Source organism: Thiobacter subterraneus (assembly GCF_055379455.1).
This window is the reverse complement of sequence record NZ_AP042402.1, coordinates 1,107,358-1,130,389: the sequence shown is the minus strand read 5'-3', so window position 1 is coordinate 1,130,389 and position 23,032 is coordinate 1,107,358. Positions and strand designations below refer to the sequence as shown.

General features: G+C 67.7%; 24 protein-coding genes. 14 read left to right on the top strand and 10 right to left on the bottom strand.

Going from position 1 to position 23,032, the window contains the following annotated elements:
• Positions 1-55 precede the first annotated feature (55 nt).
• The gene (locus tag ACZ42P_RS05670; protein WP_464899110.1) at positions 56-1,501 is read right to left on the bottom strand and encodes an EAL and HDOD domain-containing protein; all 1,446 of its coding nucleotides are present in this window, start codon (positions 1,499-1,501) and stop codon (positions 56-58) included.
• Positions 1,502-1,637: 136 nt separating this feature from the next.
• On the opposite strand from ACZ42P_RS05670, the gene ACZ42P_RS05665 reads away from it, so the two are divergent.
• The 3 genes from ACZ42P_RS05665 to ACZ42P_RS05655 all read left to right on the top strand — a co-directional run bounded on the left by ACZ42P_RS05665 (position 1,638) and on the right by ACZ42P_RS05655 (position 6,324).
• Positions 1,638-2,027: a DUF302 domain-containing protein gene (locus ACZ42P_RS05665; protein WP_464899109.1), complete on the top strand. Its 390-nt coding sequence runs from the start codon at positions 1,638-1,640 to the stop codon at positions 2,025-2,027.
• 45 nt (positions 2,028-2,072) lie between these two features.
• A complete protein-coding gene (locus tag ACZ42P_RS05660; RefSeq protein WP_464899108.1) occupies positions 2,073-2,936 on the top strand; it encodes a tetratricopeptide repeat protein in 864 nt (287 codons plus the stop codon).
• Between the two features lie 205 nt (positions 2,937-3,141).
• Entirely contained in the window at positions 3,142-6,324 is a 3,183-nt protein-coding gene (locus ACZ42P_RS05655; RefSeq protein ID WP_464899107.1) for an AsmA family protein, read from the top strand.
• A 3-nt stretch (positions 6,325-6,327) separates the two neighbouring features.
• On the opposite strand, the gene ACZ42P_RS05650 is transcribed toward ACZ42P_RS05655, so the two are convergent.
• The gene (locus ACZ42P_RS05650; protein ID WP_464899106.1) at positions 6,328-6,606 is read right to left on the bottom strand and encodes a hypothetical protein; all 279 of its coding nucleotides are present in this window, start codon (positions 6,604-6,606) and stop codon (positions 6,328-6,330) included.
• A 144-nt stretch (positions 6,607-6,750) separates the two neighbouring features.
• On the opposite strand from ACZ42P_RS05650, the gene ACZ42P_RS05645 reads away from it, so the two are divergent.
• Positions 6,751-6,936 (top strand): hypothetical protein, encoded by a 186-nt coding sequence (locus ACZ42P_RS05645; protein WP_464899105.1) that lies wholly within the window; start codon positions 6,751-6,753, stop codon positions 6,934-6,936.
• Positions 6,937-6,994: 58 nt separating this feature from the next.
• Here ACZ42P_RS05645 and ACZ42P_RS05640 read toward each other — a convergent pair whose 3' ends face one another.
• From ACZ42P_RS05640 to ACZ42P_RS05625, 4 genes are read right to left on the bottom strand one after another with little or no spacing between them, the layout of a single operon-like run.
• Positions 6,995-9,739, bottom strand: coding sequence for a valine--tRNA ligase (locus tag ACZ42P_RS05640; RefSeq protein ID WP_464899104.1), 2,745 nt, complete (start codon positions 9,737-9,739; stop codon positions 6,995-6,997).
• Positions 9,740-9,790: 51 nt separating this feature from the next.
• Positions 9,791-10,531, bottom strand: a complete 741-nt coding sequence (locus ACZ42P_RS05635) for a hypothetical protein (RefSeq protein WP_464899103.1) — start codon at positions 10,529-10,531, stop codon at positions 9,791-9,793.
• A 6-nt stretch (positions 10,532-10,537) separates the two neighbouring features.
• Positions 10,538-10,963 carry a DNA polymerase III subunit chi gene (locus tag ACZ42P_RS05630; RefSeq protein ID WP_464899102.1) on the bottom strand — a complete coding sequence of 142 codons (426 nt, stop codon included), beginning with the start codon at positions 10,961-10,963 and terminating at the stop codon, positions 10,538-10,540.
• Positions 10,964-10,977: 14 nt separating this feature from the next.
• A complete protein-coding gene (locus tag ACZ42P_RS05625) occupies positions 10,978-12,468 on the bottom strand; it encodes a leucyl aminopeptidase (protein ID WP_464899101.1) in 1,491 nt (496 codons plus the stop codon).
• 144 nt (positions 12,469-12,612) lie between these two features.
• Here ACZ42P_RS05625 and lptF point away from each other — a divergent pair, with 144 nt between their 5' ends.
• Both lptF and lptG read left to right on the top strand, forming a co-directional pair.
• Positions 12,613-13,695 (top strand): LPS export ABC transporter permease LptF, encoded by a 1,083-nt coding sequence (gene lptF, locus ACZ42P_RS05620; RefSeq protein WP_464899100.1) that lies wholly within the window; start codon positions 12,613-12,615, stop codon positions 13,693-13,695.
• Complete coding sequence (gene lptG / locus ACZ42P_RS05615) at positions 13,692-14,765, top strand: LPS export ABC transporter permease LptG (RefSeq protein WP_464899099.1); 1,074 nt, start codon at positions 13,692-13,694, stop codon at positions 14,763-14,765. Before lptF ends, lptG begins: the two co-directional genes overlap by 4 nt.
• Here lptG and ACZ42P_RS05610 read toward each other — a convergent pair.
• Positions 14,762-15,202 carry an RDD family protein gene (locus ACZ42P_RS05610; protein WP_464899098.1) on the bottom strand — a complete coding sequence of 147 codons (441 nt, stop codon included), beginning with the start codon at positions 15,200-15,202 and terminating at the stop codon, positions 14,762-14,764. The genes lptG and ACZ42P_RS05610 overlap by 4 nt on opposite strands.
• An 82-nt stretch (positions 15,203-15,284) precedes the next feature.
• On the opposite strand from ACZ42P_RS05610, the gene ACZ42P_RS05605 reads away from it, so the two are divergent.
• The 3 genes from ACZ42P_RS05605 to ACZ42P_RS05595 are packed head-to-tail and all read left to right on the top strand — an operon-like array spanning position 15,285 to position 16,432.
• Entirely contained in the window at positions 15,285-15,692 is a 408-nt protein-coding gene (locus tag ACZ42P_RS05605; RefSeq protein WP_464899097.1) for a DUF2173 family protein, read from the top strand.
• Between the two features lie 52 nt (positions 15,693-15,744).
• Positions 15,745-16,089 (top strand): DUF2173 family protein, encoded by a 345-nt coding sequence (locus ACZ42P_RS05600; protein ID WP_464899096.1) that lies wholly within the window; start codon positions 15,745-15,747, stop codon positions 16,087-16,089.
• Between the two features lie 10 nt (positions 16,090-16,099).
• Positions 16,100-16,432, top strand: coding sequence for a DUF2173 family protein (locus ACZ42P_RS05595; protein ID WP_464899095.1), 333 nt, complete (start codon positions 16,100-16,102; stop codon positions 16,430-16,432).
• Positions 16,433-16,438: 6 nt separating this feature from the next.
• Here the strand turns inward: ACZ42P_RS05595 and ACZ42P_RS05590 are convergent, their stop codons facing one another.
• Genes ACZ42P_RS05590 through ACZ42P_RS05580 form a run of 3 tightly spaced genes read right to left on the bottom strand, consistent with a single transcriptional unit; the run spans position 16,439 to position 17,843 of the window.
• Positions 16,439-16,918, bottom strand: coding sequence for a DUF3106 domain-containing protein (locus tag ACZ42P_RS05590; RefSeq protein WP_464899094.1), 480 nt, complete (start codon positions 16,916-16,918; stop codon positions 16,439-16,441).
• On the bottom strand, positions 16,891-17,268 hold the full coding sequence (locus tag ACZ42P_RS05585) for a DUF3619 family protein (protein WP_464899093.1): 378 nt from the start codon (positions 17,266-17,268) through the stop codon (positions 16,891-16,893). The genes ACZ42P_RS05590 and ACZ42P_RS05585 overlap by 28 nt, the downstream gene beginning before the upstream one ends.
• Positions 17,265-17,843, bottom strand: a complete 579-nt coding sequence (locus tag ACZ42P_RS05580; protein ID WP_464899371.1) for an RNA polymerase sigma factor — start codon at positions 17,841-17,843, stop codon at positions 17,265-17,267. Before ACZ42P_RS05580 ends, ACZ42P_RS05585 begins: the two co-directional genes overlap by 4 nt.
• 213 nt (positions 17,844-18,056) lie before the next feature.
• Here ACZ42P_RS05580 and ACZ42P_RS05575 point away from each other — a divergent pair, with 213 nt between their 5' ends.
• From ACZ42P_RS05575 to pssA, 5 genes are all read left to right on the top strand, one after another.
• Positions 18,057-19,763, top strand: a complete 1,707-nt coding sequence (locus tag ACZ42P_RS05575; protein ID WP_464899092.1) for an acetolactate synthase 3 catalytic subunit — start codon at positions 18,057-18,059, stop codon at positions 19,761-19,763.
• 9 nt (positions 19,764-19,772) lie between these two features.
• Positions 19,773-20,264: an acetolactate synthase small subunit gene (gene ilvN, locus ACZ42P_RS05570; RefSeq protein WP_464899091.1), complete on the top strand. Its 492-nt coding sequence runs from the start codon at positions 19,773-19,775 to the stop codon at positions 20,262-20,264.
• A 91-nt stretch (positions 20,265-20,355) separates the two neighbouring features.
• Complete coding sequence (ilvC, locus tag ACZ42P_RS05565) at positions 20,356-21,372, top strand: ketol-acid reductoisomerase (RefSeq protein ID WP_464899090.1); 1,017 nt, start codon at positions 20,356-20,358, stop codon at positions 21,370-21,372.
• A 66-nt stretch (positions 21,373-21,438) separates the two neighbouring features.
• Positions 21,439-22,092, top strand: coding sequence for a phosphatidylserine decarboxylase (locus ACZ42P_RS05560; RefSeq protein ID WP_464899089.1), 654 nt, complete (start codon positions 21,439-21,441; stop codon positions 22,090-22,092).
• Between the two features lie 34 nt (positions 22,093-22,126).
• Positions 22,127-22,891, top strand: a complete 765-nt coding sequence (gene pssA, locus ACZ42P_RS05555; RefSeq protein ID WP_464899088.1) for a CDP-diacylglycerol--serine O-phosphatidyltransferase — start codon at positions 22,127-22,129, stop codon at positions 22,889-22,891.
• The last annotated feature ends 141 nt before the right edge of the window (positions 22,892-23,032 follow it).

Sequence of the window (23,032 nt, the reverse complement as noted above, 5' to 3'; positions counted from 1 at the left end):
AACGGTCGGTCCGCCGGGCGTGGCAGACGGGGGACGCGGCGGTGCGCCGGCCTGCTCAGGCCTTACCCACCTGGTCTGCCCAGAGCAGCGCCTGGGCGTGGGCCGCGTTGAGGTCCCGGGCGCCGATGCCGCACACGGCTGCGTAGGTCGCCAGAATGTGTTCCTCGCCTTCCTCGGTGGCGAGCACCAGTTCCAGATAGGGGGCGTAGAGTCCTTCGCGCTTGAGCAGGGCCTGGACGATCTCACCCGGCAGCTTGAGTCCCGCCAGGGCCTGCTCCATGGGCAGGTTGAGCAGGGCGTCCAGCAGGGAAAACATGCCGACGATGAACAGGCCGCCCTGTGCCTCGGCCGGCACCCGGCCCTGCCCCAGCAGTTCCGCGAAGCGCCCGCGCACCAGCGCCGTGCGCAGCAGGCCGAGACTGCGGAAGTCGGGCTCGCCGCTGGCGAACAGGAGCAGCGTGAGCCAGCGGTAGAGCTGGTCGTAGCCCAGCACCATGAGGGCATGGCCGAGGGAGCGCACGGGCTGCATGAGGCCGTTGGCCGGCGAGTTGATGTAGCGCAGCAGCCGGTAGGAGAGGGCGGGGTCGCGCTTGAACACGGCCTCCAGTTCGCCGATCTCGGCACGGTTGAGGGTGAGGTTGAGCAGCTCCATGATGCGCAGGCGCTGGGCGTCGAGGCGGCCGCTTTGGCTGGGCTTCAGGCGCGTGAAGGAATAGCCCTGGAAGGCCTTGAACCCCAGCTTGCGGCAGACTTCGAACAGTTCCTCCGCGTCCACCTGGGTGGCCACCAGGCGGGCGCGGCTTTGCCTAAGTGCCGCCACGGCGAATTCGCCCAGGGCGATGGCATCCCGGCCGTGGGCGTCGACGCGCAGGAAATCGGCGAGCGCCAGCAGGGGACGCGCGGCGGCGTCAAGTTCCACCTCATCCAGGGCGATGGCATAGCCCATGCGCTTGAGTTCGGCGAGCCGCGCAGCCAGGGCCGGCACGTCGCCTTCCGGACGCAGCGCCAGGACCAGACCTTCGCCCGCCAGGCGCTGCAGGAAGCCGCTGTCCAGGGTGTGCACGGTCAGGGGCACGAAGATCAGACGCCCGCCACGCAGGGCGTGGATGTCCAGGTCCAGCAGGCTGGCGAGCAGCATTTCGTCCATCATCTGCATCAGGGTGGGACCCGGCGGGCTGTCGGGCGGCAGGCTTTTCTTCAGGCGCAGTTCGTAGCCCAGCACGCGGCCGTCGGCCTCCAGCACCGGCTGGCGGCCCAGGAAGCGCTGCAAGAGCTCCGAGACCTGGGTGCGTCGCCCGTGGGTTTCGACGGGCAGCACATCGCTCACCACCGACTCGGCCGCGGTGGTGTCCACTGTCTGTCCCACGGTTGCCGCGGCGCGCGGCGGTTTGTCCAGGAGGGGCACCAGTTCGTCGATGGGGGGCGGCTGCGACGGCGCCGGGGCGGAGGCCGTGTCGGTTTGCCGGTCGCCGCCGAACAGCTTGAGATATTTGCGCAGCATGGGATTCCGGAGGTGAAGGCAAGACTGTCTCTGCCCCCAATAACGGCGGTGGCTGCCGGAATCTTGAGCCGGCCGTGCATGACCGAAACGTCACCCGGCAGGCGCTATAATCCCAAACTTTTGCGAGGAGAGTGCCATGTACGGATTGAGTGTGACAGTGGACATGCCCTTCGACGCCGCCGTGGCGCGCGTGACCGAGGAACTCAAGAAGGAAGGCTTCGGGGTGCTCACGGACATCGACGTGCAGGCCACCCTCAAGGCCAAGCTGGGCGTGGAGCGTCTGCCCTACCGCATTCTGGGCGCATGCAATCCGGTGCTCGCCAACAAGGCCATCGACCTCGAACCCGACATCGGCCTGCTGCTGCCCTGCAACGTGGTGGTGCGCCAGGAGCCGGATGGCAAGGTCACCATCCTCCTTCTCGATCCCAACCTGATGGTGGAGCTGGTGAGCAACAAGGCCGTGTGCGAGGTGGCGCAGGAGGCCCGCGCGCGGCTGGACCGGGTCAAGGCCGCCCTCGCCGCCTGATCCCCCCGGCTGTCCGGGCGGGATGGCCGCGGGTTATCATCGGTCATGGCCGCCCGCTTCGTATTCGATGCCAGCGCCGAGACGTTCCCCACCCTGGTGCTGGAGAATTCCGGGCGCGGCCTGGTGGTGGTGCTGTTCTGGTCACCCCGTGCCGCGCCCTGCATGATGCTCATGCCGCGCCTCCTGCACTTGGCCGAGGATTTTGGAGGGCGCTTTCTGCTGGTGCGGGTCAACGTGGACGAACTGGCGCGCCTGGCCCGCGACTGGGGCGTGGCCAGCGTGCCCACGGTGAAGTTCTTCCGTCACGGCCAAGTGGTGCACACCATCCATGGGGCCGAATCGGAAGCCAGCCTGCGCGCCGCGCTGGAATGGCATCTGCCCCGCCCGCCGGACCCGCAGCGGGTCGAGGCCTGGCGTCTGTTCCAGGCGGGACAGGCCGAGGCCGCCTACGCCCGCTTGGCCCGGGCCGCCCTGGACGACCCGGACAACCCCCTTCTGCCCCTGGAGCTCGCCCGCCTGATGGTGCAAAACGGCGAGCACGCCCGCGCCCATGCCCTGCTCGCCAACCTGCCCGAGCCTGCCGCCAGTCACCCGGAGATCCAGCGGCTGTTCGTGCATTTGGGCCTGATCATTGCCGCCGAGGAGGCGCCCGACTCCGCCGTCCTGGACGCGCAGCTTGCCGCCGACCCCAACGATTGCGAGGCCCGCTTCGCCCGCGCCGCGCGCCGGCTGGTGGCCGATGACTTCACCGGCGCCGCCGAGGACCTCCTGGCCATCCTTGCCCTTGAGCCCAAGTGGCGGCAGGGCCGGGCGCACCGCGCACTCCTCGCCGTGCTGGAGCTGCCGGCGTTTCCACCGGCGGACGCGGCGGCGTGCCGGCGGCGTCTGGCGGAGCTCCTGCACCGCTGAGATTCCATGACCAAAGATTCACGGGCCGGCCGCAGCCCGGGCCACGTGGCCAAGCTCCTGAAACGACGTCACTTTTGCGCCCGGACCGGCGCCGGCCCGGGCGTCGGGCTGTCTATAATGACCCGTTGCGCCTAAAGCAAGGCCATGACGGGACGATGACAAAGCTGCCCCGCCGCGCCGGCGGCGGGGCCGAGACCTGAGCGCGATGGATCCCAACATCGTTTTCACCAAGACGTCCAAGGGTGCCCTGGAGGCGGCCGGCAGGACCCGTCTGCTCAACCGCGAGCAGGCGCGTGTGCTCGCCCTGGTGGATGGCCGCTCCAACCTGGCCCAGATGCTGGAGCGTGCCGGGCGTCTGTCCCAGGCGCGCCTGGAGCGCGTGCTGACCACGCTGGAAGCCGAGGGCTTCGTGCGCAGCGTGCGCGCCGCCCCGCCTACGGTACTGGCCGACGAGCTGGGCTTTTCCTCCACCATCATCGTCGATGAGGCGAACACCCAGGCGTTCATCGAAGCCCAGCGGGAACTGGAGCGGCGCGCGCGCCAGGAGGCCCAGCGTGCCCAGGCAGAAAAGGAAAAGCAGCGTGCCGCGCTGCTCGACGAACTGAAAGCGGAGCAGGCTGCGCCGGCACCGGCGCCCGCCGGGGAACCCACCAGGCCTGCATCCGGCACCCAGCCGGCGCCGCCACCCGGCCCGCCGCCATCGCCGCCGGACAGGCAGAAACCGCTCCGATCCGAACCGGATGCCGCCGGGGAAGAGGCCCGCGCGGCACTGGAGGCGCGCATGCGGGAGGTGGAGGCGGCGCGGGCCCGGGCCGACTCGGAACGTCAGGCCCTCGCGCGCCAGCTCAGGGAAGCCCGTCTGGCTGCCGAGCTGGAGGCCCGCGTCAAGCGCCGTCTCGAAGCGCGCGCCCGGGAAGAGGAAGAAGCGCGGCGCCGCGCCGAGGAGGAAGCGCGCGGGCGGGCGGAAGCGGAGGCGCGCGCCCGCGCGGAAGCGGAGGCCCGTCTCGAAGCCGAGCGCCGGGCACGGGAAGAGGCGGAGGCCAAGGCCCGCGCCGAAGCCGAGGCACGGGCGCGGCTGGAAGAGGAGGCCAGGCGCCGGGAGGCGGCCGAGGCCCAGGCCCGCGCGGAGGCCGAGGCCAGGGCCCGGGCGGAAGCCGAAGCCCGGGCGCGTCTGGAAGAGGAGGCGCGGCGTCGGGAAGAGGCCGAGCGCCGCGCCCGGGAAGAGGAGGAAGCCCGCCGCCGGGCCGAGGAGGACGCGCGCGCGAAGGCGGAAGCGGAAGCCCGTCTGGCGGCCGAGGCGCGTGCCCGGGCCGAACTGGAGGCCCGTCTCGAAGCCGAGCGCCGGGCACGGGAAGAGGCGGAGGCCAAGGCCCGCGCCGAAGCCGAGGCACGGGCCCGTCTGGAAGAGGAGGCGCGGCGCCGGGAGGCGGCCGAGGCCCAGGCCCGCGCGGAGGCCGAGGCCAGGGCCCGGGCGGAAGCCGAAGCCCGGGCGCGTCTGGAAGAGGAGGCGCGGCGTCGGGAAGAGGCCGAGCGCCGCGCCCGGGAAGAGGAGGAAGCCCGCCGCCGGGCCGAGGAGGACGCGCGCGCGAAGGCGGAAGCGGAAGCCCGTCTGGCGGCCGAGGCGCGTGCCCGGGCCGAACTGGAGGCCCGTCTCGAAGCCGAGCGCCGGGCACGGGAGGAGGCGGAAGCCCGGGCCCGTCTGGAAGAGGAAGCGCGGCGCCGGGAAGAAGCCGAGCGCCGTGCCCGGGAAGAGGAGGAAGCCCGGCGCCGGGCGGAAGCCGAAGCCCAGGCGCGGGAAGAGGCGGCAGCGCAGGCCCTGGCCCGGGAAGAGGCGGCCCGTCGCACTCGGGAGCTGGCCGAAAGCCGCGCCGCGGCGGAGGCAGCGGCGGCGGCCCGGGAAGCGGAGCGGGCGGCGGCCAAGGCCGCGGCGGAACAGGCGGCCCGCGAAGCTGCCGAGGAAGCCCGCCGCTTCGCGGAGGAACAGGCGCGCCGGCTCATGGAGGAGGAAGAGCGGGAGCGGGCCGAGGCCGAGGCGCGCGCCATGGCCCTGGCACGCATGAAAACCGCCCAGGAGGCGGCGCTGGCACGCCTGCTCTGGGGAGGGGGGCTGCGCCGCTTTCGCATCGACTGGCGCAAGGGGGTGCGGCGCGGGGCGGCCGGGCTCGCGCTCGGCCTGCTCGCCACCCTGGTGCTGGCCCATCTCGTTTCGTTCAACTTCTATGCCCCCCGGCTGGAGGCCCGCCTGTCACGCAGCCTGGGTGAACCGGTGCACATCGGTGGGCTGCGCTTTGCCGCCTTTCCCGCGCCCCGCTGGAAACTGGAGCAGGTGAATATCGGCGTGCTCCAGGACATCCGCATCGCCCGGGCCGAACTCACGCCGCGCTTCACGGACTGGGGGCGGGAGCGGATGCTGCTCGATCGTGTCGTCCTGGACGGCGTGAGTCTGGAGGCGGATGCCCTGACGCGCCTGGCGGCCTGGGGCGCCCGTCAGCAGGCGGCGCCCCTGGTGGTGAGTCGGGTGGACCTCGCCCAGGTCAGGCTGCTGGTGCCGGGGATGGAACTGCCGCCCTTCGGCGGACAAGTGGGGTGGGACCATGGGCAAGTTCGCGAGGCCGTGCTCACCACCGCGGACCGGCGGGCGACCCTGAACGTACAGCCGCTGGCGGGCGGCTGGCGGGTGCAGCTCACGGCGGGACGCTGGATACCGCCCCTGGGGGTGAACCTGGAATTCGACCGGCTCGACGTGCAGGGGGTGGCGCGGGACCAGACGCTGGAGATCACCGCCCTCGATGGCGAACTGTATGGCGGCAGGGTGGCAGGCAGCGGGCGGGTGAGCTGGACGCGCGGCTGGGAGGCATTGTTCGACCTGGACGTCGCCGGGGTGAATCTCGCCGCCGCCCTGCCTGCCTTCACCCGCGCCCTGCGCGCGGAGGGCACGCTTGCCGCCAAGGCGCGGCTCCAGCTCGCTGCCGACCGGCTGGGTCTGCTCACCGCCTCGCCCACGGTGCGCGCCACCTTCGTAGCCCAGGAGGGCACGCTGGGCAACGTGGATCTGGTGCGGGCCATCAATGCCGCGGCACGCAGCGCGGTGACCGGTGGCGAGACCCGGTTCAACGGCTTTTCCGGCTATCTGGAGCTGGCCGGTGGGCGCTACCGCTACCAGCAGCTACGGCTGAATCTGGGCATGCTGAGCGCGGCCGGCAGTGCCGTCATCGAGGCCGACGGCAGGCTTGCCGGCGATGTCGTCACCGAATTGCGCTCCCGCAGCGCGACCCTGCGCGTGCCCCTGACGGTGGAGGGAACCCTCGAGGCGCCGACGCTGCGTGGCAGGGGGACGTCCCGGGCCGGGCCGGCACCGGCGCAGGCACCGGCCGAAACCCAGCCCTGAGGCCTATACGCGCCGTTCGTCGCCGTCGGTCACGATGTGGGCTTTGACGGCCTCCAGCGCCTCGCGCAGGGTTTCTTCCGTGGTTTCGTTGAGGAATTCCGCCAGCAGTTCCGCCGCCTCGTAGGTTTCCGGCGGCAGTTTGGATGTATCCAGCTCCGCCACGAAGGCAGCGGCCGCGCCGGCGATGCGCAGCAGGAGCTCGCGCTCGCCCATGAGGAGCTCCAGCTCCTTGCGCAGCATGGCGATTTCCTCGTCTTTCAGCTGGATGATCTCGTGGGGCATGGCCTTCTCCCTGGGCTGCGGTTGGGAGTGCCGATGTTGGGGGATGGGGCCGGAGCTTGTCAACGCGCCCGGAAGGGCTGGCACGGGTCTTGCATGAGGGAGTGTGCAAAACCTCAGGCCAGACGAGAATCAGGAAGGACGCCCATGTTGAGCTGGTTCAACCCCCACAAATCCCAGACCCTGGAAAACGCCAGACTGCGGGCGCGGGCGCGGCTCGAAGAGCAAAAACAGCTGCCCGCCGAGCCCCCGGCCCGGGAAGGCATCGTGGTCGAGGAGCTGAGCCCGGAGGAATTTCTGCGCCTGTTGCGCCGGAACGATCCTTCCGCCTGAGCGCCAAAAAGCGGACAGTCATGTCATGATTACGGCGCCCGCCGGTCGGCGGGGCCACTCAGGCACCCAGGGCGGCACGCTGGGCAGTGAGTTTTTCCAGGGTGGCCTGGAAGCCCGCCAGACGCTGCCTTTCCTGCTCCACCACCGCGGCGGGCGCCCGTTCCACGAAGGCGGGATTGGCCAGCTTGGCCTCGGCCCTGGCGGCTTCCGCCTGCACGCGGGCGATCTCCCGCTCTAGGCGGGCCCGTTCCGCGGCCACATCCACCTCGATCCTCAGCATGATGCGGTAGTCGCCCACGATCTGCACCGGCGCCACCGAATGGGGGAGGGCCTCGGTTTCGATGGTGAGCTCGCTCAGCTTGGCCAGGGCCACGAGGTAAGGCTCGAGCGCCGCCAGCATGGCGGGATCGCCCAGGGCCACCGCGGGCACCTTCTGGGAGGGGGGCAGATTCATTTCACCGCGCAGGGTGCGGCAGGCGCCCACCAGCGCTTTGAGCAGGGCCACTTTCTCCATGGCCTCGGGGTGGATGCGGGCCGGCTGGGGCTCCGGATAGGGTTGCAGCATGATGCTTTCTCCCTGCACGCCGGCCAGGGGTGCCACCTTCTGCCACAGCTCCTCGGTGATGAAGGGAATCAGGGGATGGGCGAGCCGCAGGGTCGCTTCCAGCACCCGGATCAGGGTGCGGCGTGTCGCGCGGGTCTCGGCCTCGTTGCCGCGGGCGAGCTGCACCTTGGCGAGCTCCAGATACCAGTCGCAATACTCGTCCCACACGAACTGGTAGATGGCCTGGGCGGCGAGGTCGAAGCGGTACTGGGCGAAGGCGTCGACCACCTCCTGTTCCGCCTGCTGCAACCGGCCGATGATCCATTTGTCGATGTCGGAATACTGCAGCGGTTTGGCCTCGTCAAGCCCCACGTCGTGGCCCTCGCAGTTCATCAGCACGAAGCGGGAGGCGTTCCACAGCTTGTTGCAGAAGTTGCGGTAGCCGTCGCAGCGCTGCAGGTCGAACTTGATGTCCCGGCCGTGGGTGGCAAGGCTGGCAAAGGTGAAGCGCAGGGCATCGGCGCCGAAGGCCGGGATGCCCTTGGGGAATTCCAGACGCGTGGCCTTCTCGATGGAGGCGGCCTGCTTCGGGTTCATCAGGTTGGCGGTGCGCTTGGCCACCAGGTGCTCCAGGTCGATGCCGTCGATGAGATCCAGGGGATCCAGGATGTTGCCCTTGGACTTGCTCATCTTCTGGCCCTGGGCGTCGCGCACCAGTCCCGTGACATAGACCTCGCGGAAGGGCACCTTGCCCGTGAAATGCAGGGACATCATCACCATGCGCGCCACCCAGAAGAAGATGATGTCGAAGCCCGTGACCAGCACCGAGGTGGGCAGGAACAGCCTGAGCTCCGGGGTGTCGTCGGGCCAGCCCAGGGTGGAGAACGGCCACAGGGCGGAGGAGAACCAGGTGTCCAGCACGTCCTCGTCCTGGGTGAGGGTTTTGCAGTTCGCCTTGGCCTCTGCCTCCTCGCGGGTGCGTGCCACATAGACGTTGCCGTCCTCGTCATACCAGGCGGGGATGCGGTGACCCCACCAGAGCTGGCGCGAGATGCACCAGTCCTGGATGTTTTCCAGCCACTGCCGGTAGGTGGTGGTCCAGTTTTCTGGCACGAAGCGCAGTTCCCCGCTGTCCACCACTTCCAGCGCCCGGCGCGCGAGCCCTTCCATTCGCACGAACCACTGGTCGGTGAGCATGGGCTCGATCACCGCATGGGTGCGGTCGCCGCGCGGCACCATCAGCCTGTGTTTGCGGGTTTCGGCGAGCAGGCCGCGGGCCTCGAGATCCTCGATGATGCGCGCGCGGGCCTGGTAGCGGTCCAGTCCCTGGTATTCCGCCGGCGCGAGGTCGTTGAGCCTGGCATCCAGGGTGAAGATGTTGATGGGAATCAGGCCGTGACGCTGGCCCACCTGCCAGTCGTTGAAGTCGTGGGCGGGGGTGATTTTCACGCAGCCGGTGCCGAAGGCCGGATCCACGTAGGCATCGGCGATGATGGGGATGGAACGCTCGGCCAGCGGCAGCCGCACGTGTTTGCCGATCAGGTGCTGGTAGCGTTCGTCTTCCGGATGCACCGCCACCGCCACGTCGCCCAGCAGGGTCTCGGGACGGGTGGTGGCCACCACCACGTGACCACTGCCGTCCTCCAGCGGATAGCGGATGTGCCAGAGATAGCCGTCTTCCTCTTCCGAGATCACTTCCAGATCGGAGACCGCGGTCATGAGCACCGGATCCCAGTTCACCAGGCGCTTGCCCCGGTAGATCAGGCCCTCCTCGTACAGACGCACGAACACCTCGGTCACCGCGCGTGACAGGCCCTCGTCCATGGTGAAGCGCTCGCGGGACCAGTCCGGCGAGGCGCCCAGGCGGCGCATCTGGCGCGTGATGGTGGAGCCCGATTCCTCCTTCCACTCCCACACCCGCTTGACGAAGGCCTCGCGTCCCAGGTCGTGGCGGGTCTTGCCCTCCCGCTCCAGCTGGCGCTCCACCACGATCTGGGTGGCGATGCCGGCGTGATCGGTGCCGGGTTGCCAGAGGGTGTTGTCGCCCTTCATGCGGTGATAGCGGATGAGGGCGTCCATCAGGGTGTGCTGGAAGGCATGCCCCATGTGCAGCGTGCCCGTGACGTTGGGCGGCGGCAGCATGATGCAGTAGGCGGGACGCCCGGGGTCCAGGGTGGCGGTGAAATAGCCGCGTTCTTCCCAGATGGGATACCAGCGTCGTTCGATCTCGTGGGGTTCGAAGCTCTTGGCGAGTTCCATGACAGGCCTTGGGCGCGCAGAAAAACGCAGAATTATACCGGCGCCCGGGAATCAGGGCAGGGATTTGCGCAGTTGCTCGAGCTGCTTCTCGAGCTCGCTGGCGATGGACACCCTCACCACTTCCTCGATGTGGATCACGAACTGGTCCAGCATGCTCGCCAGGGCGCGGTCCAGGGCCACGTGCAGGCTGGTCTGCAGTTGCTGGGCAAGGGCCTGCTGCAGCTGCTCATCCAGGATTTTCGCGACGTCCGCCTTGATGGTGTCGGCGATGAGCTGGATGGTCTCCTGCGACAGCACGGACGGCACCGCCGCGGGGACCTCCCCCGGTGGCCGCTCGACGGCGGCGGGGGATCCGGCGCCGGGCGCGATGGGCGCACCGGGTTCCGGTGCAGGTGCCGGTGCGGCGGGGACGGTCTCGGCGGGGACGGTCTCGGCGGGGACTTCGGTGGCTGGCGCGGCCCCGGTTTCCACCAGGGACACCCAGCGCGCATCCGCCGGCAGCTCGAATTCCAGCACGGGCAGGGGGGCGGGGGCGCTGGCTTCGGCGGGGACCGCCGGCAGGAGTTCCGGGAAAGGCGGCTCTTCCGGCGCTCCTTCCCCCGCCGGGCTGGAGGCTTCACCGGGAGGGAGCTGGTATTCGATCACCTCCTCGGTGAGGATGGGAATGGCCTCCAAGTCCAGCGGCGAGGGCACTACCACCTCGGTGAGCACCGGGATGTCGGGCTCGGACGGCGCCTGATGCCGCTTCAGGAGGGCATCCAGCTTGCCCAGGACGTCGTCGGCCTCACTCATGGTGCCTCACTCGCGGCCGCTCATGTCGTGGGTGGCGAGCTCGTAGCCGCGGTCGCGGTAGAAGCGGAAGCGTTCCCGCGCCCGGCGCACGTCCTCCTCGTCCGTGCTCACGATTTCGATCAGCCGTCGGAAACGCGCGAACACCGCAGGCCGCTCGTCGCTGAGATTGATGAGCAGATCGTCGTGCAAAAAGCCCGCGGGCTCGTGGTGGATGAGCACCGGCGTGACCGGCGCCAGGGCCGAGTCGGCGCGCACGTGGGGCACGAAGCCGGTGGCGGGCAGGGTCCACAGGAGACGGTCGAGCCGTTCCGTGGCGGCCTCGTCGGCGGTGAGCACGGCCACCCGCAGCCGGTTGGCCACTGCCTTGGTGCACAGCTTGCACGCGAAACGGAAGCGGTCCTCGACGCGGGTGTAAAAGTCGATGCGCGTCACGCCCGCCTGCTCCTTCAGTCTGCTGCGCGGCGCGTCAGCCAGTGCACCAGGAGCGGCACCGGCCGCCCGGTGGCGCCTTTTTCGGCGCCCGATTTCCAGGCGGTGCCGGCGATGTCCAGGTGCGCCCAGTCGTATTTCTTGGTAAAACGGGACAGGAAACAGGCGGCGGTGACGGAGCCCGCGGCGCGCCCGCCGATATTGGCCATGTCCGCGAAATTGCTCTTGAGCTGTTCCTGGTAGTCGTCCCACAGGGGCATGTGCCAGGCCCGGTCCCAGGCTTCGTCGCCCGCGGCCTGCAGTTCCCGCGCCAGCGCGTCGCTGGTGCTGAACAGCCCCGAGGCGTGGTGCCCCAGGGCGATCACGCAGGCACCGGTGAGAGTGGCGATGTCCACCACTGCCTCGGGCTCGAAACGTTCCGCGTAGGTGAGGGCGTCGCACAGGATCAGCCGGCCCTCGGCATCGGTGTTGAGGATCTCGATGGTCTGGCCCGACATGCTGGTGACGATGTCGCCCGGCTTGTTGGCATTGCCGTCCGGCAGGTTCTCGCAGGTGGGGATGATGCCCACCACATTGAGGGGCAGGCGGTTCAGGGCGAGGGCCTTGAAGGTGCCCAGCACGCTGGCGGCACCACACATGTCGTATTTCATCTCGTCCATCTCGGCGGCGGGCTTCAGGGAAATCCCCCCGGCATCGAAGGTGATGCCCTTGCCCACCAGCACGAGCGGCCTGGACGGTTTGTCGGCACCGTCGTAGCGCAGCACGATCAGCTTGGGCGGCTGGCGGCTGCCCTTGGCCACCGACAGGAAGGCGCCCATGTTGAGCTTCTCCAGATCCGGCTGCTCCAGCACCTCCACCTTGAAGCCGTAGGTGTGCCCTAGCCCCAGCGCCTGGTCGGCCAGATAGGCGGGCGTGCACACGTTGCCCGGCAGGTTCCCCAGATCCTTCGCCAGATTCATGCCCTGGGCGATGGCCTCGCCACGCCGGGCCGCTTCCTCGCAGCCGGCGATCTCGTTGCGGCGGCTCACTGCGAGGGTGAGCTTGCGCAGCGGCCGGCGCACCTCTTCCTGCTTGCTCTTCATGCGGTCGAAGCGGTAGACGGCCTCCATCGCCACGAGCACCGCCTGCTCCACCCGCCACTCCACGCTGCGCCGGCGCACGTTGAGTTCGGTGAGATAAAGCACCGCCTCCATGGAGCCGGTTTCGTTGAGCGTCTTGATGGCGGCACGCACCGCCTTGCGGTATTCGTTCTCGCGGAATTCCCGCTCCTTGCCCAGCCCCACCAGCAGCACGCGGTCGCACAGCGTGTTGGGCACGTTGTGCAAAAGCAGGGTGCTGCCCACCTTGCCTTCCATGTCGCCACGGCGCAGGATGTCGGACAGGTAGCCATTGGCGACGCGGTCGATCATCTCGCCCGCCAGGGAAAGCTTGCGCGGCTCGTACACGCCCACCACGACGCAGGCCGAGCGCTGCTTCTCGGGGCTGCCGCTTTTTATGCTAAATTCCACCTCGCACTCCTCGATGCTCGCTACAGGTTGTTTCGGGGACCGGCGCCAGCGCCAGACGGCGCGCCGCGCCGGAAACTTGCTCAAACCAGGGTTCTCCCCGAATTATTCGCGTCTTTCCCGCCAAAAGTCAAAGTTTGCCGCCGCATGCTCTACCGCCGGGCCTTCGTCAACGAGTTGCTGATCAATTGTGTAGCGGTGTTCGCGGTGCTGGCGGGCATTTTCGTCACCACCCTGTGGATCCGCTTCCTGGGGCGGGCCGCGAGCGGGGTCATGCCGCCCGAGGCGGTGCTGGTCATCCTGGGCTTCAGCATCATCAACTATCTGCCGGTGCTGCTCTCCGCCACCCTGTTCGTGGCGACGCTGCTGACCCTCACGCGCATGGCGCGCGACCACGAGCTGGTGGTGTGGCAAAGCGTGGGGCTGGGGGCGACGGCGTGGATCAAGCCCCTTTTGACGGTGGCGCTGCCGCTGACGCTGCTGATCGCGGTGATCAGCCTGGGCGTGGGGCCGTGGGCCGTGCGGAAGAGCGCTGAATACCGCAGCCAGGTGGAAAGCCGCGAGGAAGTCTCGGCCATCGCACCCGGCCTCTTCCGCGAGAGCAAAACCGCGGACCGGGTCTATTTCGTGGAAAGTCTGGGCCTGGCCGGTGACACGGTGCGCAACGTGTTCGTGCGCTCGGAGCAGCACGGCCGGCTGGGCATCATCGTGGCCGGCGAGGGGCGCCAGTGGCTTGCGCCCAATGGCGACCGTTTCCTGATCATGGAGCACGGCCGGCGCTACGAGGGCGTGGCCGGTCGCCTGGATTACCGCATCCTGCAGTTCGAGCGCTACCTGCTGCGGGTGGAGCCCTACGAGGCGAAAATGGTGGACGCCGGTATCAAGGGCATGTCCACCCTGGCCCTGCTCGTGCACCCTACGCCGGATGGCAACGCCGAGCTCCAGTGGCGCGCCGCTCTGCCCATCGGCGCCGTGCTTTTGGCCCTGCTGGCGATTCCCATGAGCTACGTCAATCCGCGAAGCGGCCGGTCCCTGCACCTGATCGCGGCGGTGTTCGTGTACATGATCTACAGCAACCTGCTGTCCGTGGCCCAGGCCTGGGTGGCCCAGGGCAAGCTGTCGCCCTGGGTGGGACTGTGGAGCGTGCACCTGGTGATGGCGCTGGTGGTGAGTTTCCTGTTCTACCGGCGCCTGTCGGTGGTGCCCCTGTTTGCGGGCAGGCGTCGGTGAAGATCCTCGACCGTTATCTCGCCCATGCCATTCTGGGCGGCACCGCGCTGGTGTTCTCCGCCCTGGTGGTGCTGTTCGCCTTTTTCGACCTGATCCACGAGCTTTCCTACCTGGGCAGGGGCAATTACGGACTGGGGCAGATCCTCGCCTACGTGCTGCTCACGGTGCCCGGCCATGTCTATGAGCTGTTTCCCATCGCCGTCTTGATCGGCGCGCTCTACGGCCTGGCCCAGCTTGCCCATCACTCGGAGCTGACGGTGATGCGGGTCTCCGGCTTCTCGGTGTTCCGCATCGGGCTGTCCGGCCTGCGGGTGGGGCTCCTGTTCGTGCTGCTGAGCTTCGTGGTGGGGGAATTCGTCGTGCCCGCCGCCGAGCGCACCGCCACCCAGCTGCGCACGCGGGCCATGAACACCGTGGTGGCCCAGGAATTCCGCTCCGGCCTGTGGATGAAGGATGGCTCGAGCTTCGTCAACGTGGGCGAAGTGCTGCCGGATTCCACCCTGATGGGCGTGAAGATTTACGAATTCGACCCCGCCTACAACCTGCGCACCATCAGCTACGCCCAGGAGGGCCGGCACCTCTCGGATTCCAGCTGGCGGCTGACCAACGTGGAGCAGACGCATTTCGAGGCGGGCGGCGTGCGCGTGGCGCGTCTGCCCCAGGCCTACTGGACCTCGGCCCTCAATCCGGACATGCTGAGTGTTTTGCTGGTGGTGCCGGAGCAGATGTCCGCCTGGAATCTGTATGCCTACGTGCGCCACCTGCAGGAGAACAAGCAGCGCACCGCGCGCTACGAAATCGCCCTCTGGAGCAAGTTCGTCTATCCCCTGGCGATCCTGGTGATGGTGCTGCTGGCGGTGCCCTTCGCCCTGCACAGGCCGCGTGCCGGGGGGGTGGGGGGGCGGGTGTTCGGCGGCATCATGCTGGGCCTGCTCTTCCACCTGCTGAACCGGGTGTTCGCCAATCTGGGTCTGCTGCAGGACTGGCCGCCCCTGTTCGCGGCCGTATTCCCCACCCTGTTCTTCCTGGGCCTCGCCCTCGGTTTGATGACCTGGACCGAGCGGCGCTAGCCGGCGGGCCCCTCGCGCACCAGGCGGGTACCCGCCAGGCGGTCGTGCAGGAACTGTCGGTCCGGATCCCATAACGCCCACAGCAGGCCGATCCCGAAGGCGGCGATGCCCAGCGTGGCGAACAGCAGGCGCGCCGCGGCCTGCCCGGCGCGCACCGGCCCGCCCTGCGCCGCCACGAGGCGCAGGCGCCAGGTCTTCATGGCCAGGGTCTGGCCGCCGTGGGTCCAGAACCACAGGAAATAGCCGGCGATCACCAGGGCAAGATAGAGGCGGAAAAAGAGCATGCCCCCCGGGGCCTGGGGGTTGCGCAGCAGGATATAGACCAGGGCCGCGGCGAACAGCACGGCGAGCACCAGCAGGCATTCATAGACCATGCTCGCGAGGCGGCGCAGCAGGCCCGGTGGGGGATTGCGACAATTTGTCGCGCTCTCTATCATGGGACTAACAAACGGTAGTCAAAAGGTGCCATGCCCGCAGGCGGCCAGCCCGCGACGGTAGCGGCAGGATGGGAGGAAGTCAATGCGCATCATCTCGCAGCTCATGCAGATCCCGGGCGTGATCGCCGCCGGCGAATACGCCTACCGGGGCGACCGCTATTCCTACGAAGGCAACATTTCCTCGGAGCACGCGCGCATGGCCTCGATCCTGTGCCGTGCCAACACCCTCAGCATGAACATGCAGGTGGAGCTGTTCTCCTCTTTTGCCCCGGAGGATTGCGGCTGCAAGCCCCTGCAGGGTTGGATCGTGCATGGGCGCGACGTGTCGGTGTGCGTGGTGGGCAACATTTTCTGCTTCTGCCAGAACACGCCGGGATTGCTCAACGACGTGATGACCATCATGCGCGCCAAGGTGGGGGACATCGAGGAAAACCCGCTCGTTTACATGTACGCCAAGATCGGCGGCGACGTGCACGAGAAGCTGTACTGAGCCGCCTGCCGGCTCCGGCAATTTCCAGTCGCTTTATTCCCAGGAGTGATCCATGAGTCTCGACCGTCTGATGCAAGTGCCTGGCGCGCTGGCCGCCTTCCAGTACACCGACAAGGGCGATCTGGTTGCCCACCAGATCAAGGAGGGCACGGAGTTCACGCCCCAGGTGCTGGACCTGCTCGCCCACACCTGCGTGGCCAATCTCGCGGTGGCCACCCTGGAGGCACGCGGCTGGGAGGCGCTCACCGGCCAGACCGGGTTCGAGCCGCTACAGGGCTTTTCCCTGGTGGGGCTGGACTGGTCCGCGGTGGTGGACGGCAATTACGGCGTGGTGGTGCGCAACCGCGACGCCGACTACGAAGCCGCCTTCGCGGCGCTGGCCGAGTGCAAGGCTTGAGGGGCGGCCGATGCTGAAACGGATGCTGGTGCTGGACGGCGTGCTTGCCGTCTGCCGATTTCAGGATGATGGCAGCATCATCGAAGGCCTGGGCGTGATTCCGGACGAGACGCTCACCAACCTGGCGCGCTTCGCCCACTGGTATCGCCGCATGATTTCCGGCAATACCGACGTCTTTTCCCTGTTTTCCCAGATGAACGGCTGGACCCCGGCAAAGGGCTGGATCGTGCGCGGGGACCGGCTGAGCGTGTGCAGCATCGGCAACGTGGTGGCCATGCTGGAGAACAAGGACGCCCGGGTCAACGAAGTGATGCGGCTCCTGGAGGAAATCTCCCACGAGTGAGCGGGCTCACTCGTCGGGCTCACCCCCGGTGACATAGGGGATGGGCGGGCCTGCCTCGGGTGTGGCCGGGGCCTGCTTGCGAGCCTGGTATTCCTGCCACTTCTGCTTCACTTCCCGATGTTTCTCCGGCGGCAGCTGCTTGAGTTTGCGGTAGCGTTCGCGCGCCAGTTCCCGTTGCTCGGGGGTCAGACGCGCCCACTCCGCGAGCCGTTCCCGCACCCTCTGCTGTTCCTGGGGCGTCATTTTCGGATACCTGTCGGCCACGACGACGAGCCGCCGGCGCTGCCGGTCCGGCATGCGGTCCCATTGCGGCGCGAGGGGGGCCAACACCTGGCGTTGTGCCGGGGTGAGCTGATGCCAGGCGGGGGCCGGCTTGGCCGGCGCGGGTGGGGGCGGCGGATTCGGGGACGGCGTGCCGGGCCCCGCCGCCAGGGCACCGGCGGTGAGGCAAGCCGCGATCAGCGCTGCGAGGAGCGTTCGAGCCATGCCTGGAAGCCGTGGTCCAGATACGCGTCGAGGGGCAGCTCGTCGGCGAGCAGGGCCGCGTCCACGTCGTCTTCCTGGTCGTGGAGCGTCTGTTGCCAATAGAGGGCGCCGCCGAGCACGGCCAGCAGCATGAGCAGGGGCAGCCAGCGGCGCAGGACGGGATGGCCGCGATGCCCGCCGGGACCGGCGCTGACCCATTGCCAGGCAGGCGCGTGGGCCGGTTCGGCCTGGAGACCGGCCAGGGCCTGGCGCCGCGCGGCTTCCAGGCGCATGAGCATTTTCCGGTCCAGATGCCGCACGCCGAAGTTCAGATGATCGCGGATCCTGCGTGCAAATTCGGTCTCGTTCATAGCTCGATTCCTTTCGCCCTCAAGGCCTCGGCCAGCGCGTGGGTGGCGCGCGAACAGTGGGTCTTCACGCTGCCTTCGGAGCAGCCCATGACCTGGGCGGTCTGGCTCACATCAAGGCCTTCCCAATAACGCAGAAGGAAGGCCTGACGTTGACGCAGCGGTAATGTTTGCAGCGCTTCCTCAATCAAAGCAAGGGTTTGCATGCGTTCCATGGTGCTCGCCGGATTGGCGCCCACGCTGTCCGCGTCCGGCTGCTCTGCCGACTGGAGGGTCTCCAGCGGATCGTGTTCCGAGTCCTCGTCCTCCCTGGCGGACAGGCCGGAAAACAGGGTGACCCACAGGTTGCGCACCTTCTGCCGCCGGTAATGGTCGCGGATGGCGTTCTGCAGGATGCGCTGGAACAGCAGGGGCAGCTCCTCGGCCGGTTTGTCGGCGTATTTGCTCACCAGCTTGAGCATCGCATCCTGCACCACATCCAGGGCGAGATGGCTGTCCCCCACGGCGAACTGCGCCTGCTTGTAGGCGCGCCGCTCCACGGATTTCAGGAACTCGGACAGTTCGTGCGGGGTGGCCAGGGTAGTGCCTTCCGGTGCAGCCAGGGAAAGGCGCAATGGTAACAAAACCGGCCTGCGCCGCCAGCCTGGCGCACGGGTGTTCCGAGCCGGGAAGGCCCCGCGCGCAAGCCTGCACGCGGGGCTGGCGCGGGGTTCCCCTTGACCGCGGGACGGCCAAACGATAGTGTTTCACGTTCTTTTCCAAATTTTTCCCAGATTCAGGGCAATCACATCATGGAGCTGACGGGCGCCGAGATCGTCGTGCGCTGCCTGCAGGAGGAAGGCGTGGAATACGTCTTCGGCTACCCGGGCGGCGCGGTGCTGTTCATCTACGACGAGATTTTCAAGCAGAATAAGATCAAGCACGTACTGGTGCGCCACGAGCAGGCGGCGGTCCATGCCGCCGACGGTTTCGCCCGGGCCTCGGGCAAGGTGGGCGTGGCCCTGGTGACCAGCGGTCCGGGTGCCACCAATGCGGTGACCGGCATCGCGACCGCCTACATGGACTCCATCCCCATGGTGATCCTCAGCGGCCAGGTGCCCACCGCGGCCATCGGCATGGACGCCTTCCAGGAAGTGGACATGGTGGGCATCACCCGTCCTTGCGTGAAGCACAATTTCCTGGTGAAGGACGTGCGCGATCTCGCGCTCACCCTGAAAAAGGCCTTTCACATCGCCGCCAGCGGCCGCCCCGGCCCGGTGGTGGTGGACATTCCCAAGGATGTGACCATCCAGAAGGCCGAGTTCGACTATCCCAAGAAAATCACTCTGCGCTCCTACAATCCGGTGACCCGGGGCCATCCCATGCAGATCAAGAAGGCGGTGCAGCTTCTGCTCTCCGCCAAGCGGCCCTATGTCTATTTCGGCGGCGGCGTGATCCTGGGCAATGCGGCGGACCGGCTGACCCGGCTGGTGAAAACCCTGGGCGTGCCCTGCACCGGCACCCTCATGGGCCTGGGCGGCTTCCCGGAGACCGATCCCCAGTTTTTGGGCATGCTGGGCATGCACGGCACCTACGAGGCCAACATGGCCATGCAGCATTGCGACGTGCTGTTGGCCGTGGGCGCCCGTTTCGATGACCGCGTGATCGGCAATCCCCAGCACTTCTACCAGGAAAAGCGCCAGATCATCCACATCGACATCGACCCGTCCTCCATTTCCAAGCGGGTGCGGGTGGATGTGCCCATCGTCGGTGACGTGGGCAACGTGCTGGACGAGATCCTGAAGCTGGTGCAGACCTCCAAGGAAAAGATCGACCCGGCCGCCCTCAAGACCTGGTGGACCCAGATCGAGCTGTGGCGCGCCAAGAACTGCCTCAAGTACGACCGCGCGGCCAAGATCATCAAGCCCCAGTTCGTGATCGAGAAACTGTGGGAGGTGACCAAGGGGGACGCCTACATCACCTCCGACGTGGGCCAGCACCAGATGTGGGCGGCGCAGTACTACAAGTTCGACAAGCCGCGCCGCTGGATCAATTCCGGCGGGTTGGGCACCATGGGTTTCGGCCTGCCGGCGGCCATGGGCGTGAAGCTGGCCTTCCCGCGCGCCACCGTGGCCTGCATCACGGGCGAGGCCAGTATCCAGATGAACATCCAGGAACTGTCCACCTGCAAGCAGTACCACCTGCCCATCAAGATCATCAACCTCAACAACCGCTACATGGGCATGGTGCGCCAGTGGCAGCAGTTCTTCCACGGTAACCGCTATTCCGAGTCCTACATGGATGCCCTGCCGGACTTCGTGAAACTGGCGGAAGCCTACGGCCATGTGGGCATGCGCATCGAGAAACCCGCGGATGTGGAAGGTGCGCTGAGGGAAGCCTTCAAGCTCAAGGATCAGCTGGTGTTCCTGGATTTCGTCACCGACCAGACCGAGAACGTCTATCCCATGGTGCCGGGCGGCAAGGGCCTGTCCGAGATGATCCTGGCCGAAGACCTCTGAAGAACCATCATGCGCCACATCATTTCCATCCTCATCGAAAACGAAGCCGGGGCGCTGTCGCGCGTGGCGGGACTGTTCTCGGCGCGGGGCTACAACATCGAATCGCTCACCGTGGCCCCCACCGAAGACGCCTCCCTGTCGCGCATGACCATCGTCACCAGTGGCTCGGACGAGGTGATCGAGCAGATCATCAAGCAGCTCAACAAGCTGATCGACGTGATCAAGGTGCTGGACCTGAACGAAGGCGCCCACATCGAGCGCGAGCTGATGCTGGTCAAGGTCAAGGCGGAAGGCGAAGGGCGTGAGGAAATGAAGCGCATGTCCGACATCTTCCGCGGCCGCATCATCGACGTGGCCGACAATACCTACACCATCGAGCTCACGGGCAATGGCAGCAAGCTGGATGCCTTCCTGGAGGCCCTGGATCCGGCGCTGATCCTGGAAACCGTGCGCACCGGCGCCTGCGGCATCGGACGCGGCGCGCGCGTGCTGAAGATTTAGTTTCACCACCGGGGCACAGGGAATACGGAGCCTTCCTGCTCTGCTCTGTGCCTCTGTGTCTCCGTGGTTGATTTTGAAAGGAAAGACCGCAATGAAAGTGTATTACGACAAGGACGCCGACCTCTCCATCATCCGCAAAAAGAAGGTCGCCATCATCGGCTACGGCTCCCAGGGTCATGCCCACGCCCTCAACCTGCAGGATTCCGGTGTCAAGGTGACGGTGGGCCTGCGCAAGGGCGGCGCATCCTGGGACAAGGCGAAGAAGGCCGGGCTCAGCGTGAAGGAAGTGGGTGCGGCGGTAAAGGATGCCGACGTGGTGATGGTGCTGGTGCCGGACGAGCAGCAGCCCATGGTCTATGCCAGCGAGATCGAGCCCAACATCAAGAAGGGCGCCGCGCTGGCTTTCGCCCACGGCTTCAACATCCACTATGGCCAGATCCAGCCGCGCGCCGATCTGGACGTGATCATGGTGGCGCCCAAGGGGCCCGGGCACCTGGTGCGCTCCACCTATACCCAGGGGGGCGGCGTGCCTTCGCTGATTGCGGTGCACCAGGACGTTTCCGGCAAGGCGCGTGACATCGCCCTCTCCTATGCCGCGGCCAATGGCGGCACCCGCGGCGGTGTGATCGAGACCACCTTCCGCGAGGAATGTGAGACCGACCTGTTCGGCGAGCAGGCCGTGCTGTGCGGCGGTGTGGTGGAACTGGTGAAGGCGGGCTTCGAGACCCTGGTGGAAGCGGGCTACGCGCCGGAGATGGCCTATTTCGAGTGTCTGCACGAGCTCAAGCTGATCGTGGACCTCATGTACGAAGGCGGCATCGCCAACATGAACTACTCCATCTCCAACAACGCGGAGTATGGCGAGTATGTCACCGGTCCGCGGGTCATCAACGAGCACTCGCGCCAGGCCATGCGCGAAGCCCTGGCCAACATCCAGAACGGCAGCTATGCCAAGCAATTCATCCTGGAAGGGCGCATGGGTTATCCCGAGATGACCGCGCGCCGGCGCCTCACCGCGGAACATCCCATCGAGGTGGTGGGGGCCAAGCTGCGCGCCATGATGCCCTGGATCGCCAAGAACAAGCTGGTCGATACCTCCAAGAACTGAACCCCGGATGGCCCCCCAGCGGGCTCGCGGCCAGTGCCCCGAGCCCGCCCCCTCCGGAGGCCCGTGATGTCCCGCTACCCCCATCCCATCATCGCGCGCGAGGGCTGGGCCATTTTGGCCGGCTCGCTCCTGGTCGCTTTGGGCGTGCACCTGTTCGCCGGACGCTGGGCGGCGTTTCCCTTCTGGATGTGGGCGGTGTTCGTGCTGCAGTTCTTCCGGGACCCGCCCCGCGTGCCCGCGGCCACCGGCGCGGACGTGGTGCTCTCCCCGGCAGACGGCCGGGTGATCGTGGTGGAGCAGACCACGGATCCCTACCGCGATCTGCCCGCGCTCAAGATCAGCGTGTTCATGAACGTGTTCAACGCCCACTCCCAGCGCAGCCCGGTGGCCGGCACGGTGGAGGAGGTGCGCTATTTCCCGGGTGCCTTCGTCAATGCCGCGCTCGACAAGGCTTCGGCCCAGAACGAGCGCAATGCCGTGCTGATGACCGCCGACTGCGGTGTGCCGATCACCGTGGTGCAGATCGCCGGCCTCATCGCGCGCCGTATCCTGTGCGATGCCCGCCCCGGCGACCATCTGGATCTCGGGCAACGCTACGGTTTCATCCGCTTCGGCTCCCGTCTCGACGTGTACCTGCCGCCGGACAGCGCCGTGCAGGTCTCCCTGGGCGAGAAGGTTTATGCGGGACGGACGGTGCTCGCCCGTCTGCCGCTGCGCTAGTCGGCGCCGGGCCGCTGTGGTTTAATCCGGCACCATGCCCGGCCCCCATCGTCCCCTGATCGACCCCAGCCTGCGCCGCAAGGGCATCTTCCTGCTGCCCAACCTGTTCACCACGTCCGCGCTGTTCGCAGGCTTCTATGCCATCGTCCAGGCGATGAGCGGCCGCTTCGAGCACGCGGCCGTGGCCATCTTCGTGGCCATGATCCTGGATGGGCTAGACGGCCGCGTGGCGCGGCTGACCAAGACCCAGAGCCCCTTCGGCGCCGAATACGACAGCCTGTCGGACATGGTGTCCTTCGGCGTGGCGCCGGCGCTGGTGATTTACGTTTGGGCGCTCCGGGACTTGGGCAAGCTGGGCTGGATCGCCGCCTTCGTCTTCTGCGTGGGGGCGGCGCTGCGCCTGGCGCGCTTCAACACCAAGCTGGACGTGGCCGACAAGCGCTGGTTCCAGGGCCTGCCCAGCCCCTCGGCGGCGGCGCTGCTGGCGGGGCTGGTGTGGGTGATGACGGATTACGACATCGTCGGGCGCGACGTGGTCTGGGGGGCCTGGGCGCTCACCCTGTTCGCGGGCCTGAGCATGGTGTCCAACCTGCGCTACTACAGCTTCAAGGAAATCAACATGCGCAAGAGCATCCCCTTCGTGGCGCTCCTGCTCATCGTGGTCGGCTTCGCCCTGCTGGTGTACAAGACCGCCCAGGTGCTGTTCCTGTTCTTCGTCGCCTACGCCCTGTCCGGCTACGTCCTGGCCCTCCTCGCCCTGGCCCGGCGCCGAAGCGCCGCCGGACGCGGCCCGCGCTGAGCGCCGGCCGCCACCGCGCCTTTGCGGCAGGCCGTGCAGCGTCCTGACCCGGGCGACAGGGCCCGAAGTCCCGGGCGGCGCCCGCCGCCATGACGGGCCCCGGCCGTCAGGCGAGCCGCCAGCGCCCCCCAAGGCTCAAGT